This is a genomic window from Rhizobacter sp. P5_A1, from assembly GCF_056400745.1.
The window spans coordinates 138611-152012 of record NZ_JBFUKR010000004.1 but is presented as its reverse complement, the minus strand read 5'-3'; the positions used below and the strand labels follow the sequence as shown (position 1 = coordinate 152012).

The window sequence follows — 13402 nt, the reverse complement described above, 5'->3', positions numbered from 1 at the left end:
CTCCGATTTCAGGGCCGGCGCTCTCGGGTGCCCGGCCCCTACGACCATGCACCACTGCGTCTTTCGCCGCCGCACACTGCCGGCCCTGATCCTCGGCCTCGCCGCGACATTCGGAGCGCCGGCGGCCGAAGGTCCCCATCTCGAGCAACGCGACGGGCGCCATGCGCTGATGGTCGACGGCGCGCCCTTCATGATCCTCGGCGCGCAAGTCCACAACTCCAGCAACTACCCCGAGGCGCTGAAGAAGGTCTGGCCCGCGGTCGCCGACATGTACGCCAACACGGTCGAGGTGCCGGTGGCCTGGGAGCAGATCGAACCGGTCGAAGGCAAGTTCGACTTCAGCTTCGTCGACGCGCTCGTCAAGCAGGCGCGCGAGCACAAGGTGCGCCTGGTGCTGTTGTGGTTCGGCACCTGGAAGAACACCAGCCCGCAGTACACGCCCGAGTGGGTGAAGTTCGACAACAAGCGCTTCCCGCGCATGGTCGACAAGGACGGCAAGCTCAGCTATTGCCTGTCGCCCTTCGGCGAGGAAACGCTGAAGGCGGACAAGAAGGCCTTCGTGGCGCTGATGGCTCACCTGAAGAAGGTCGACGCGCAGCAGCACACCGTGATCATGGTGCAGGTGGAGAACGAGGTCGGCACCTACGGCCTGGTGCGCGACTTCGGACCGCAGGCGCAGGCCGCCTTCGGGCAGCCGGTGCCGCCCGCGGTGCTGGCACGCAAGAAATCGCCGGTGCAGGGCGCGGGCAGCGGCAACTGGCGCGAGGTGTACGGCGACTACGCCGACGAGTACTTCCACGCCTGGGCGATCGCGCGCTACATCGAAGAAGTCGCCAAGGCCGGCCGTGCCGTGCACGATTTGCCGATGTACGTGAACAACGCGCTGCGCGACGCACTGGAGCAGCCGCCGCAGCCCTGGAAGAACAACTTCGCCAGCGGCGGCCCGACGCATGACGTGATCGACATCTACAAGGCCGCGGCGCCGCACATCGACATCGCCGCGCCCGACCTCTACAACCCCGATCCGAAACAGGTGGCCGAAACCTTGCGCCTGTTCCAGCGCGCGGACAACGCGCTGTGGGTGCCCGAGATGAGCAACGCGGCCGAGTACGCGCGCTACCTGTATTCGATCCTCGGCCGTGGCTCGCTCGGCGTGGCGCCGTTCGGCATCGACTACTTCGACTACAGCAACTTCCCGCTCGGCGCGAAGCTCACCGACCGGCGCATGGTCGAGCCCTTCGCCGGCATCTATGCGGCCTTCGGCTCGATGCCGCGGCAATGGGCACGCTGGGCCTTCGAGGGCCGCACCCACGGCGTGGCCGAAGGCGACGACCATGCCGACCAGACGATCGCGATGAAGCGCTGGCGCGCCGATGTGAGCTTCGGCCAGTGGCAGTTCGGCGAGCGCGCCAACGCCAAGGAGAAGCCGCCGCACGCCGACAAGGCGCAGGGCGGCGTCGCGATCGCGCAGATCGGCGACGACGAGTTCGTGATCGTCGGCCAGTACGCGCGTCTGCGCATCGAGCCCGCCGCGGCCGAGGGCCACCAGGGCGCGATGATCGCCTCCGCCGAAGAGGGCCGCTTCGATGCGTCGGGGCGCTGGGTGATGGAGCGCCGCTGGAACGGCGACCAGGTCGACTCGGGCCTGAACCTGCCGGGGCGCCCGACGATCCTCAAGGTTCGCATGGGGCGCTACTGATGCAGCGGCGTGAACTGATGAAGGCCGCCGGAATCGTCGCGCTGGCCGGCCCCCGCGCCTTCGCCGCCGATGGCGGTGCTGACACTGTGGCGGCGGCCCCCTACGAATGGCGCAGCGTGCCTTTCGGCGCCGGCGGCTTCGTCGACGGCTTCGTGTTCCACCCGCGCGAGCGCGGGCTGCTTTATGCACGCACCGACATCGGCGGCGCGTATCGCTTCGAGCCGGCGACGAACGCGTGGACGCCGCTGCTCGATCATCTGTCGAAGGCCGACGCCGACCTGATGGGCGTGCTGAGCCTGGCCGTCGATCCGCACGACGCCAGCCGCCTGTATGCGGCCTGCGGTCTGTACCTCGACGAGTTCTCGCGCAGCGGCGCGCTGCTGGCCTCCGCCGACCGCGGGGCGACATGGCAGGTGACCGAGCTCGGCATCAAGCTCGGCGGAAACTGGTGGGGCCGCGGCACCGGCGAGCGCCTGCAGGTCGATCCGAACGATGGCGCGGTGCTGCTGCTCGGCACCTCGCAGGACGGCCTGATGCACAGCACGAACCGCGGACAGAGCTTCACGCGGCTCGGACTCCCGTCCAGGCACGTGTCGCTGGTGGTCTTTGATCCGAACAGCGGCGCGCGCGGCAGCGCGTCGAAGTCGATCTATGTCGGCGGCCACGACAACCCCGGGCTCTACGTGTCGCACGATGGCGGAGCGAGCTTTGCAAGAGAGCCTGGCGCGCCCCCGCAGGTACCGCAGCGCGCGGTCTTCGGACCGGACGGGACGCTGTATGTCAGCTTCGCGCTCGGGGCCGGCGAACTCGCCGTCAATCCCGGCAACGCCCAAGCCGGCGGCGTGTGGAAGCGCGACCGCAGCGGCCGCTGGAGCGACATCACGCCCACGCGCGGCGCCTTCGGCTACTCGGGCCTCGACGTCGACCGGCAGGTGCCGGGGCGCATCGTCGTCTCGACGATCCAGCGCCGCAAGCCAGGCGACGACCTCTTCGTCTCGAGCGACGACGGCGCCACCTGGACGCCGCTCGGCGAGCGCTCCAGGCACGACGCGACCGCCTACCCATGGCTCGTCAACTACATGCAGGGCCACGACGACATGGGCCACTGGATGTGCGACGTGAAGATCGACCCGTTCGATGGCGAGCGCGCGATCTACGGCACCGGCTACGGCCCGTGGATCACGCGCAACCTTCGCGCCGCCGCACAGCAGGGCGGCACGGTGAACTGGGACTTCAGCGTCGCCAATTTCGAGGAGACCGCCACGCTCGAGATCCGAAGCCCGTCCGGCGGCGCAGCGCTGCTCGGCGCGATGGGCGACGTGAGCGGCGGCGCCTGGGACGACGCGGCGCGCACGCCGCGCAACGGCCTGTTCGTGCCGACCTACGAGACCAACCGCTCGGTGGACTTCGCGCAGCTCAAGCCCGCGATCCTCGCGCGCGTGGCCGACCAGGCGCGCACCGGCGGCTATCTGTCGCGCGACGGCGGCGCGAGCTGGCGCCCGTTCGAGACCAGCCCACCGGCGCCGCCGCGCACCCGCTCGGGGCACGTCGCGGTGTCGGCGCAGGGTGGCTTCCTCGTCGTGGTGCCGGAGAAGCGGAACGCAGTCTGGTCGCGCGACCACGGCCGCACGTGGCAGCCTTGCGGCGGCTGGCCTGCGGCGCCCGATCGCGGCGAGGCCACGCCGAAGCCGGTCGCCGATCGCGCGGTCGAAGGCGTGTTCTACGTGCACGACGAGCCGAACGGCCAGATCCTCCTCAGCACGGACGGCGGCGCGAGCTTCAAGCCGAGCATCATCGACCTGCCCAAGTTGACGCGCCGACAGTCGGCGCAACTGCTGTGCGCGCCGGGCAAGCCACGCGACCTGTGGCTCGCGCTGCCCACGGCGCTGTTGCACCTGCCTGACGCCGACCAACCGGCACGTACGATCGCGGCGGTGGCCGAGCCATGGATGTTCGCCCTCGGCAAGGCCGCGCCCGGTGAGCGCGAGCACGCGCTGTATGTGTGGGGCCGTGTGCGCGTCGGCGGCGGCGAGCCGCAAGAAGGACTTTTCCGATCCGACGATGGCGGTGCGAGCTTCGTGCGCATCAACGACGACCGTCATCGCTACGGCCGCCTGCTGTCGATGACGGCCGACCCCCTCGAGCACGGCACGCTGTACCTCGCGCCGCACGGCCGCGGCGTGATGGTCGGGCGACCCCAGAAACCAGGACTGCCGACGAAATGAAGGAATGGACGAGCCTCTCGCGCGGCGTGCTCGCGTTGTGCCTGAGTTCCGCGCTCGCCGGCTGCGGCTCGATGAGCGCTTCCGACCCCGCGCCGCTGATGCTGTACGGCGGCCGGCCCCTCGCCGCGCTGCACGTGCAGGTGGCCGGCTGGCAGGACGCGCAGGACATGAACGGCGCTTCGGTCACGCTGACCAAGCCGGCCAATCCCACCGATGCCGGCAGCAAGGTCAGTGCACGCCGCTCCGCCAAGGACGCCAGCGACGACGCCCTGACCATGACCTGGAACAACGCATGGTCGGCCGGGCTGCGCCTGGTCGCCGACAAGCCGCTGGACCTGCGACCCTACCTGGGCGACGGCACGCTGGAGTTCGATATCGAGGCGGTCGACATGGCCAGGTCGGGCCTGTCCTTCGCGATCGGCTGCGACCCCGACTGCGGTCGAAGCGTGGGCTACGAGCTGCCGTCGCGCGCGATGCAGGGCAAGGGCTGGCAGCACCTGTCGTTCTCGCTGCAGTGCTTCGCGCGCGAAGGCAACGACTTCAGCCGCATCACGCAGCCCTTCGTGGTGGACGGCAGCGGCACCGGCGAATTCGCGGTGGCCAACGTGAAGCTCGTCCGCCACGGCAAGCCCAACGCAAGCTGCCCCGACTACCGCACCGAATCGGTCACGCCCGCGCCGCAGAGCGCAACGTGGGCAGTCGACTGGTGGATGCCGCGCCATGAAAAGAAGCTCGAAGAACTGCGCAAGCTGAAGGCCGCGGGCCTGAACCCGGACCTCGTCTTCATCGGCGACTCGATCACCCATGGCTGGGAAGAAGGGGGTGCGGCGGCGCTGTGGAAGCAGCACTACGCGAAGTATCACGCGCTGGACCTGGGCTTCTCCGGCGACCGGACCGAACACGTGCTGTGGCGCCTGCAGCACGGCGAGGTCGACGCCATCCGGCCGAAGGTGGCGGTGCTGATGATCGGCACCAACAATACCGGCCACCGGCAGGAAGACCCGGCGACCATTGCCGCAGGCATCAAGCGCATCATCGACGAACTGCAGCGGCGCCTGCCGCAGACGAAGATCCTGTTGCTGGCGATCTTTCCGCGCGACGAGCAGCCGACGAGCCGGCTGCGCGGAATCAACGAGCGCGTGAACGGCATCATCTCGGGCTTCGCCGACGGCCGAAGCGTCTTCTTCCTGAACATCAACGCGGCCCTGATGAACGCGGACGGCACACTGTCCAAGGACATCATGCCCGACCTGCTGCACCCGAACGAGAAAGGCTACGGCCTGTGGGCGCGGAGCATGGAGCCCACTTTGCAGAAGCTGTTGTCCGAATGAACACGTTCACCTATTCAAGCCCCTTTCCGTCGTCCTTCGTCTTCGGCGTGGCCGCCGCGTCGGCCCAGATCGAGGGCGCCGCCTTCGTCGACGGCAAGGGCGAATCGATCTGGGACCGGTTCGCCCGCGTGCCGGGCAAGGTCGCCGGCGGCGACACGCTCGACGTGGCCTGCGACCACTACCACCGCTTCGATGAAGACTTCGCGCTGATGGCCTCGCTCGGCGTCAAGCACTACCGCCTGTCGATCGCCTGGCCGCGCATCTATCCGCAGGGCGACGGCGCGCTGAACCCCGCCGGCCTCGACTTCTATCACCGCCTGTTCGCGAGCATGGCCAGGCACGGCATCACGCCGTGGGCCACGCTGTTCCACTGGGACCTGCCGCAGGCGCTCGAGGACCGCGGCGGCTGGACCTCGCGCGTCACGGTGGATGCCTTCGCGCGCTACGCCGACACGGTCGTGCGCGAGTTCGGCGGCATCGTCAAGAACTGGATCACGCTCAACGAGATCCGCTGCTTCACCTTGCTGGCCTACGGCATCGGCGGCAAGGCCCCGGGCCGCAAGGAGAGCGCGCAGGTGGTGAACCAGACCTACCACCACGCGCTGCTGTGCCACGGCCATGCGGTGCGTGCGGTGCGCGAATTCGGCGGGCTGGGTGCGCGGGTCGGTCTCACCGACAACTGCGACGTCAGCGTGCCGGTCACCGAGACGCCGGCCGACGTCGCCGCGGCCACCGCCTGGTTCGTCGAGAAGAACGCGCACATCCTCGGCGCGATCCACAACAAGGGCTACTCGCAGGTCCACCTCGACCGCGTCGGCGCCGATGCGCCGCAGGTGCAGACTGGCGACTTCGACCTGATCAGCCTGCCGACCGACTTCCTCGGCCTGAACATCTACACCGCCACCTACGTGCGCGCGGGCCGCAACGGTGAGCCGTATGAGCAACTCGCGCTGCCGGCCAACTATCCGCGCGCCGACAGCCCCTGGCTCAACCTCGTGCCGCAGGCGATCTACTGGGCGCCGCGCATGTGCCACGAGCTCTACGGCCACGCGTCGATCTACATCACCGAGAACGGCTGCGGCTACAACGACGAGCCGGTCGTCAACGGCGAGGTGATCGACCTGCACCGCCGCGACTACGTGCGCAACCACCTGCGCGAGGTGCACCGCGCGATCGCCGACGGCGTGCCGATCGACGGCTACTTCCTGTGGTCCTTCATCGACAACTACGAATGGGAAGACGGCTACCAGCGCCGCTTCGGCATCGTGCACTGCGACTTCGCGACGCAGCGCCGCACGCCCAAGCTGTCGGCGCGTTATTACGCTGAAGTCATGCGCACGCGCCGCATCGTCTAGCAACCCAACCGCCAAGGCCTGCCGTGTCTGCCATTCCGATGAACTTCGCACCCGCCACGACCGATCGATTGCCGATGCGGCAGAAGGTGGGTTACGGCCTGGGCTCCTTCCTCGACATGTGGGGTCACTGGCTCTATTCGTCGTACGGGAACCTGGTCTTCAACATCTTCCTCGGCGTCGCGCCCGGGCTCATCTCGACGGCGCTGATGCTCAAGATGCTGATGGACGCCGCTTCCGACGTCGCCTTCGGCTGGCTGTCCGACAACACCCGCTCGCGCTGGGGCCGGCGGCGGCCGTTCATGCTGGTCGGCGGCGTTCTGGCCGGGGTGGGGCTGCCGCTGCTGTTCGCCGTCGGCCGCGACTGGACGCAGACGCAGTATTTCGTCTTCATGCTGGTGTCGCTGCTGATCTACGCGCCGGTGATGAGCTGCTTCAACATGCCCTGGGTCAGCCTGGGCTCGGAGATGACGCCCGACTACCATGAGCGCACCTCGGTCTTCCAGATCAAGAACGCAGTCCAGAAGCTCCCCGAGCTGGCGATGTTCGTCGCCGCCCAGTTCGCGACGCTGTCGATCTTCAACGACGCCAAGGGCAAGCCCGACATCCTGCAGGGCGCCCAGATCTACACGTCGATCCTCGGCGCGATCTTGGTGGCGGTGTCGCTGGCGATGTTCCTGCTGGTGCGCGAGCGCTACTACGCCAAGGTGGTGGTGGCTCAGACCAAAGTGCCACTCCGCGACACGCTGTACCGCACGCTGAAGAACAAGCCGTTCCGCATCCTGCTGAGTTCGGTCATGGCCTACAGCTTGGCCACGGCGATGGTCGGCGCGCTCGGCTTCTACCTGACCATCTACTACGTCTGCAAGGGCGACGTGGCGATGGGCGCGAGCTGGAACTCGGCGATGGGCCTGTCGGGGATGGCGTTCGGGTTCGCCGGCATCGTCTTCTTCGGCGACATCGCCAAGCGCTTCGGCAAGCGCGCCGGGATGATGGCGGTGCTGACCGGCGCCATCGCCGCCTTCATCGGCGACTGGTGGTTCTACAACCCCGAGATGCCCTTCCTGCAGCTCTTCGCATCGGGCTGCGTGGCCTTCACCGGCGCCGGCTTCTGGACGATCTACGGCTCGATGCTCGCCGACGTCGTCGACCACGACGAACTCGAGACCGGTCAGCGCCGGGAAGGCTCGTTCTCCGCCTGCCAGTCGTGGATCACACGCGCCGGCATCGCCGTCGGCAACGGGGCCTCGGGCTGGATCCTGCAGTTCACCGGCTTCGACTCCCAGATCCAGGTGCAGGGGGAGGGCGTCATCCTGGTGATGCGCGTGCTGATGTCGGGCGTGCCGGTTGTCGGGCTGGCGATCGCGCTGTATTTCATCGTCCGCCTGAAGCTGGACCAGGCGACGATGGGCGAGATCCGCACCCAGCTCGAAGGCCGCCGCGGCACGGTGTGATGTGCTCAGGCCCGAACCTCCAAGGCTGACCCGGATGACGCAGAACCCCTTCACCCGCCGCCGCTTCTTCGCCGCGGCAACGGCCGCCGCTGGCGCCGCGGCCCCACTGGCGGCCCGGGCGGCCTGCCCGCCGAACCCGCGCTGGGGCGCCGCCATCGAAGGCCAGCGCAAGGCCGATCTCGGCGACGGCACCTACCGCAATCCGATCGTGCCGGGCGACCACCCCGACCCGACGATCCTGAAGGACGGCGCCGACTACTACATGACCTTCTCGTCGTTCCAGTCCTACCCGGGCGCGGTGATCTGGCACTCGACGGACCTGGTGAACTGGGCGCCGATCGCCGCGGCACTGCAAAACCCGATCGGCACCGTGTGGGCGATGGACCTGGTGAAGCACGCGGGGCGCTACTACCTCTACATCCCGGCGCTGCAGGATGCAGGCACGGCGATCTACGTGATCCACGCGGATGACATCCGCGGTCCGTGGAGCGATCCGGTCGACCTGAAATTGCCGGGCTGCATCGACCCCGGCCACGTGGTCGGCGAGGACGGCAAGCGCTACCTGTTCGTCAACGGCGTGCGCCGCATCCGGCTCGCCGACGACGGCTTGTCGACGCTGGGCGCGCTAGAACATGCCTACACGCCGTGGCGCTACCCCGACGACTGGGTCGTCGAGATGTTCGCGCCCGAAGGGCCGAAGCTGTTTCGCCGCGGCGCCTGGTTCTACCTCGTCACGGCGGTGGGCGGCACCGCCGGTCCGCCGACCAGCCACATGGTGACGGTCGCGCGCTCGAGATCGATCCACGGGCCGTGGGAGCACTGCCCGCACAACCCGATCGTGCACACGCATAGCGCCGACGAGCCGTGGTGGTCGCGCGGCCATGCGACGCCGGTCGAAGGCCCGGCGGGCGACTGGTGGATGGTCTACCACGGCTACGAGAACGGCTTTCGCACGCTCGGCCGCCAGGCCCTGCTCGAGCCGATCGAATGGACGAGCGACGGCTGGTTCCGCGCCAAGGGCGGCCTGCTCTCGGCGCCGCTGCGCAAGCCGAAGGGCGGCGTGGCGGGCCCGGCCGGCTTCGCACTGTCCGACGACTTCACGACGAATCGATTCGGCCGGCAGTGGACCTTCTTCGCGCCAGGCGCGAACGAGATGCAACGCGCGCGCCTGGACAACGCGAGCCTGGTGCTGCAGGGCAAGGGCAGTTCGCTGGCCGATTGCTCGCCGCTCACCTGCATCGTCGGCGACCGCAGCTACGAAGCCTCGGTGACGCTCGAGGTCAGCGGCGATGCGCACGGCGGCCTCGCACTTTTCTACAACGAGCACGGCTTTGCCGGCGTGGGCTTCAGCACGAGCCAGATGCTCACCTACGCGTACGGCCAGGAGCACGGCTGGATGCGCGAGCCGTTGCGCGCCGAGCGCGTGCATCTGAAGCTCACGAACCGCGAGAACGTGCTGACCTTCCACTACTCGACGGACGGCAAGCAGTGGACACAGCACCCGTGGCAGATGGAGGTCTCGGGCCTGCACCACAACGTGTTCGGCGGCTTTCTGAGCCTGAAGCTCGGCCTCTTCGCCGCCGGGCGCGGCGAGGTCCGCCTGCGCAACTTCGTCTATCGCGGCCTCGCCGATGCGGCGCGCTGACCGCCAACCCGAATGAAGAAGATCATCCCACCGATGGCGGCTCGATGGCGCGGCCTTCGCGCGCTGAGCCTCGCCATATGCGCAGCGACGCTGGCAGCCGCCGCCGTCGCCGCCGAACCCGTCGAGGTGCAACTCACCGTGACGCAGGAGGCGGCCGGTGCGCGCATTGAGCCTGCTGTCTACGGCCAGTTCGCCGAGCACCTGGGCACCGGCATCTACGGCGGCCTGTGGGTCGGGCCGCAATCGAAGATCCCCAACACGCGCGGCTGGCGCAACGACGTGGTCGGCGCGCTGCGCCGCGTCCAGGTGCCGGTGGTGCGCTGGCCGGGCGGCTGCTTCGCCGACGATTACGACTGGCGCGACGGCATCGGCGACCCGGCCAAGCGCCCGGTGCGGCTGAACAAGATCTGGGGCATGGTGCCCGAGGCCAATCGCGTCGGCACCCACGAGTACATGGACCTCGTCGAGCAGCTCGGCGCCGATGCCTACGTCGCCGGCAACATGGGCTCGATGCCGCCGCGCGCGATGGGGCAGTGGCTGGAATACATGACCTCGGACAGAAAGTCGAGCCTCGCCGAGGAGCGCCGCCGCAACGGCCGCGACAAGCCGTGGAAGCTGAAGTACTTCGGCGTCGGCAACGAGAGCTGGGGCTGCGGCGGCAGCATGCGGCCCGAGTACCAGTCCGACCTGCACAACCAGTACGCCACCTTCCTGCACGCGCCGGTGGTGCGCGTGGCCTCGGGCGACGGCGAGGGCAACGAGCACCTCGTCGACGTGCTGATGGAACGCTCCGGCAAGCACATGGACGCGTTCACGCTGCACTACTACACGATGCCCGGCGATTGGAAGCGTCACGGCGCGGCCACAGGCTTCGATGCCGACGCGTGGGCGAAGACCCTGCACAGCGCGATGGGCATCGAGCGCAGCATCGCGGCGACGAGCCGCATCATGGACAAGCACGACCCCGCGAAGCGTGTCGCTCTGTATGTCGACGAGTGGGGCACCTGGTACGACCCCGAGCCTGGCACCAACCCCGGCTTCCTGCAGCAGCAGAACACCTTGCGCGATGCCCTGGTGGCGGCGCTCTCGTTCAACACCTTCCACCGCCACACCGAGCGCGTGAAGATGGCCAACATCGCGCAGATGGTCAACGTGCTGCAGGCGATGGTGCTGACCGACGGCCCGCGCATGCTGCTCACGCCGACCTACCACGCGTTCGACCTGTACCAGCCGTTCAAGGGCGCGACGCCGTTGAAGGCGACGCTGCAGACACCGCGCTGGCGGCAAGGCGACACGGAGCTGCCGGCCGTCGACGCGACCGTGGCGCGTGCTCCTGACGGCACGATCCAGATCGCGCTGGTCAACCTCGACCCGGAGCGGCCGGCGCGCGTCGTCACCAACCTGTCGGGCAACGCGCAGGGCCGCGTGCTCACCGCGGCAGCAATGGACGCGCACAACAGCTTCGCGCGGCCCGAGGCGCTCGCGCCTGCACGTTACGTGGCCAAGCCGGGGACGTCGGGCCTGACGCTGGATGTGCCGCCGAAATCGATCGTCGTCGTCGCGGTGAGATGACCGCTTCTTCCCACGCATGAGCCGCATCACGCAACTGCTGCTCGCCGTGCCGCTCGCGGCCTGCGCCGGCGCGCCAGTGGCGCAGGGCGGCGCCGATCTCGTCATCCTTCCTGCGCCGGCCTCGGCCTGGCGCGTCACCGTGGGCCACTGGGAGGGCCAGACCGAGCTGACCGGCGACAGCGTGGTCGCACCGCGGCCGACGGCGGAGTACGCGCGCAACAGCCATGTGGGTGCCAGCGCCGTTGGCAGCGGCGGCCGCCGCGAAGCATTGCGCTTCGACTGGAAGGATCTTTGGGCTGCGACGCTGCGCATCGAAAGTCCGCAGCCGCTCGATCTGCGCCCGTACCTCGGCGGCACGCTCGAGCTCGACCTGGACGTCGCCGACATGGCCCAGGGCGCCGTCAAGGTCAAGCTCGCCTGTGGTGACGGCTGCGAGCGCAGCGTGAACCTGATCGAGCAGGCCCGCACGTCCGTCGGCAAGGGCTGGCGGCACATTTCGGTGGCGATGTCGTGCTTCGTGCGCGAGGGCGCCGACTTCTCGAAGGTGACGCTGCCGTTCCAGCTCGAAGGAACGGGCAGCGGCCGCGCCAGCGTGGCCAACGTGCGCTTCGTGCGTGACGGCAAGCCCAACGCGAGCTGTACCGACTACCGCACCGAGTCGGTCACGCCGGCAATGCTGAACGAGTCGTGGGCCATCGACTGGTGGCTGCCGCGCCACGAGGAAAAACTGCGAGAGGCGCGCAAGCTCGTTGCCGCCGGCCAGAGTCCCGAGCTCGTCTTCATCGGTGACTCCATCACCGAGGGCTGGGAGAAGGAAGGACGCGAGGTCTGGCAACGCCACTACGCGCCGTACCACGCGCTGGACCTCGGCTTCGGCGGCGACCGCACAGAGAATCTGCTGTGGCGCTTGCAGCATGGTGAGCTCGACGGCCTCGCGCCGAAGGTGGCGGTGCTGATGATCGGCACCAACAACACCGGCCATCGCGCCGAGAACCCAGAGACCACGGCCGCCGGCATCAGGCGTGTGATCGACGAGATCCGCCAGCGCCTGCCGGCCACGAAGGTGCTGCTGCTCGCGATCTTTCCGCGCGGCGAGAAGCCCGACGACTTTCTGCGCGGCATCAACGAGCGCGCGAACCGGATCATCGCCAATGCGGCCGACGGGCGCAGCGTATTCTTCCTGGACATCAACGCCGCGCTGATCAGCCCCGACGGCAGCTTGTCGAAGGACGTGATGCCGGACCTGCTGCATCCGAACGAAAAGGGCTACGCGATCTGGCAGCGCGAGATGGCGCCGCTACTGCAGCAGCTTCTCGCCCCATCGACCGTCCTGGGGCAGGACGACGTGCGCCTGTTCCCCGAGCCGCCAGTGGATTACCGCGTCCTGGCCGCCGACGGCTTGCGCGGCCGGCTCGAGCCCTTCGAGTACGACTCGGCCGTCACCGGCACGCGCCGCAAGGCACAGGTGTACCTGCCGCCCGGCTACTCGCCGCAGCGCAAATACCCCGTCCTCTACCTGCTGCACGGCATCGCCGGCAACGAGCACGAGTGGTCCGGCTACGTGAAGGCCCATGCCATCGTCGACAAGCTCATCGCCGGTGGCCAGGCCGTGCCGATGATCGTGGTCATGCCCAACGGTCGCGCGCTGGCCGACGACCGTTCCGGCGACAACCCTTTCGCGGCGGAGAAGGTGGCCGGCTTCGCGGCGTTCGAGCGCGATCTGCTCGAGCACCTCATCCCGGCCGTGGAGGCGAAGTACGCCGCTTTCACCGACCGGGAGCACCGCGGTCTCGCCGGCCTGTCGATGGGCGCTGGGCAGGCTTTGAACTTTGGCCTCGGCCGCCTCGAGACCTTCGCGTGGATAGGCGCCTTTTCCGCAGCGCCCAACACGCGGCCGCCCGAGCGGCTCGTGCCTGATGCGGCCGCTGCGACGGCGCAGCTCAAGCTGTTGTTCATTGCCTGCGGCAACCAGGACCGATTGATCAGCGTCTCGCAAGGGGTGCACCGCTACCTGAAGGGGCACGGCGTGCCGCACCTGTGGCACGTCGACGACCACGGTCATGACGCGGAGGCCTGGGGCGGCTACCTCTATCACTTTGCGCAGCGCATCTACCGTTGAGCACC

8 protein-coding genes are annotated in these 13402 nt (G+C 68.7%); all 8 read left to right on the top strand.

The annotated features are described in order from the left end of the window. Positions 1 to 46 precede the first annotated feature (46 nt). From AC1DTW_RS05895 to AC1DTW_RS05860, 8 genes are read left to right on the top strand one after another with little or no spacing between them, the layout of a single operon-like run. Positions 47 to 1699, top strand: a complete 1653-nt coding sequence (locus AC1DTW_RS05895) for a GH35 family beta-galactosidase (protein ID WP_477980096.1) — start codon at positions 47 to 49, stop codon at positions 1697 to 1699. A gap of 17 nt (positions 1700 to 1716) precedes the next feature. After that, positions 1717 to 3924, top strand: coding sequence for a WD40/YVTN/BNR-like repeat-containing protein (locus tag AC1DTW_RS05890; RefSeq protein ID WP_477980095.1), 2208 nt, complete (start codon positions 1717 to 1719; stop codon positions 3922 to 3924). Further along, a complete protein-coding gene (locus tag AC1DTW_RS05885; protein WP_477980094.1) occupies positions 3921 to 5255 on the top strand; it encodes a GDSL-type esterase/lipase family protein in 1335 nt (444 codons plus the stop codon). The genes AC1DTW_RS05890 and AC1DTW_RS05885 overlap by 4 nt, the downstream gene beginning before the upstream one ends. Further along, complete coding sequence (locus AC1DTW_RS05880) at positions 5252 to 6610, top strand: GH1 family beta-glucosidase (protein ID WP_477980093.1); 1359 nt, start codon at positions 5252 to 5254, stop codon at positions 6608 to 6610. The genes AC1DTW_RS05885 and AC1DTW_RS05880 overlap by 4 nt, the downstream gene beginning before the upstream one ends. 38 nt (positions 6611 to 6648) lie before the next feature. Further along, positions 6649 to 8061: an MFS transporter gene (locus AC1DTW_RS05875; RefSeq protein ID WP_477980092.1), complete on the top strand. Its 1413-nt coding sequence runs from the start codon at positions 6649 to 6651 to the stop codon at positions 8059 to 8061. Positions 8062 to 8095: 34 nt separating this feature from the next. Then, a complete protein-coding gene (locus tag AC1DTW_RS05870; protein WP_477980091.1) occupies positions 8096 to 9706 on the top strand; it encodes a family 43 glycosylhydrolase in 1611 nt (536 codons plus the stop codon). 12 nt (positions 9707 to 9718) lie between these two features. Beyond that, positions 9719 to 11278: an alpha-N-arabinofuranosidase gene (locus AC1DTW_RS05865; protein ID WP_477980090.1), complete on the top strand. Its 1560-nt coding sequence runs from the start codon at positions 9719 to 9721 to the stop codon at positions 11276 to 11278. Positions 11279 to 11294: 16 nt separating this feature from the next. Beyond that, positions 11295 to 13397, top strand: coding sequence for a GDSL-type esterase/lipase family protein (locus AC1DTW_RS05860; protein WP_477980089.1), 2103 nt, complete (start codon positions 11295 to 11297; stop codon positions 13395 to 13397). Positions 13398 to 13402: the final 5 nt, after the last annotated feature.

Coding starts and splice junctions, on each gene's coding strand:
- AC1DTW_RS05895 (WP_477980096.1), top strand. CDS start 47: ATGCACCACTGCGTCTTTCGCCGCCGCACACTGCCGGCCCTGATCCTC.
- AC1DTW_RS05890 (WP_477980095.1), top strand. CDS start 1,717: ATGAAGGCCGCCGGAATCGTCGCGCTGGCCGGCCCCCGCGCCTTCGCC.
- AC1DTW_RS05885 (WP_477980094.1), top strand. CDS start 3,921: ATGAAGGAATGGACGAGCCTCTCGCGCGGCGTGCTCGCGTTGTGCCTG.
- AC1DTW_RS05880 (WP_477980093.1), top strand. CDS start 5,252: ATGAACACGTTCACCTATTCAAGCCCCTTTCCGTCGTCCTTCGTCTTC.
- AC1DTW_RS05875 (WP_477980092.1), top strand. CDS start 6,649: ATGAACTTCGCACCCGCCACGACCGATCGATTGCCGATGCGGCAGAAG.
- AC1DTW_RS05870 (WP_477980091.1), top strand. CDS start 8,096: ATGACGCAGAACCCCTTCACCCGCCGCCGCTTCTTCGCCGCGGCAACG.
- AC1DTW_RS05865 (WP_477980090.1), top strand. CDS start 9,719: ATGAAGAAGATCATCCCACCGATGGCGGCTCGATGGCGCGGCCTTCGC.
- AC1DTW_RS05860 (WP_477980089.1), top strand. CDS start 11,295: ATGAGCCGCATCACGCAACTGCTGCTCGCCGTGCCGCTCGCGGCCTGC.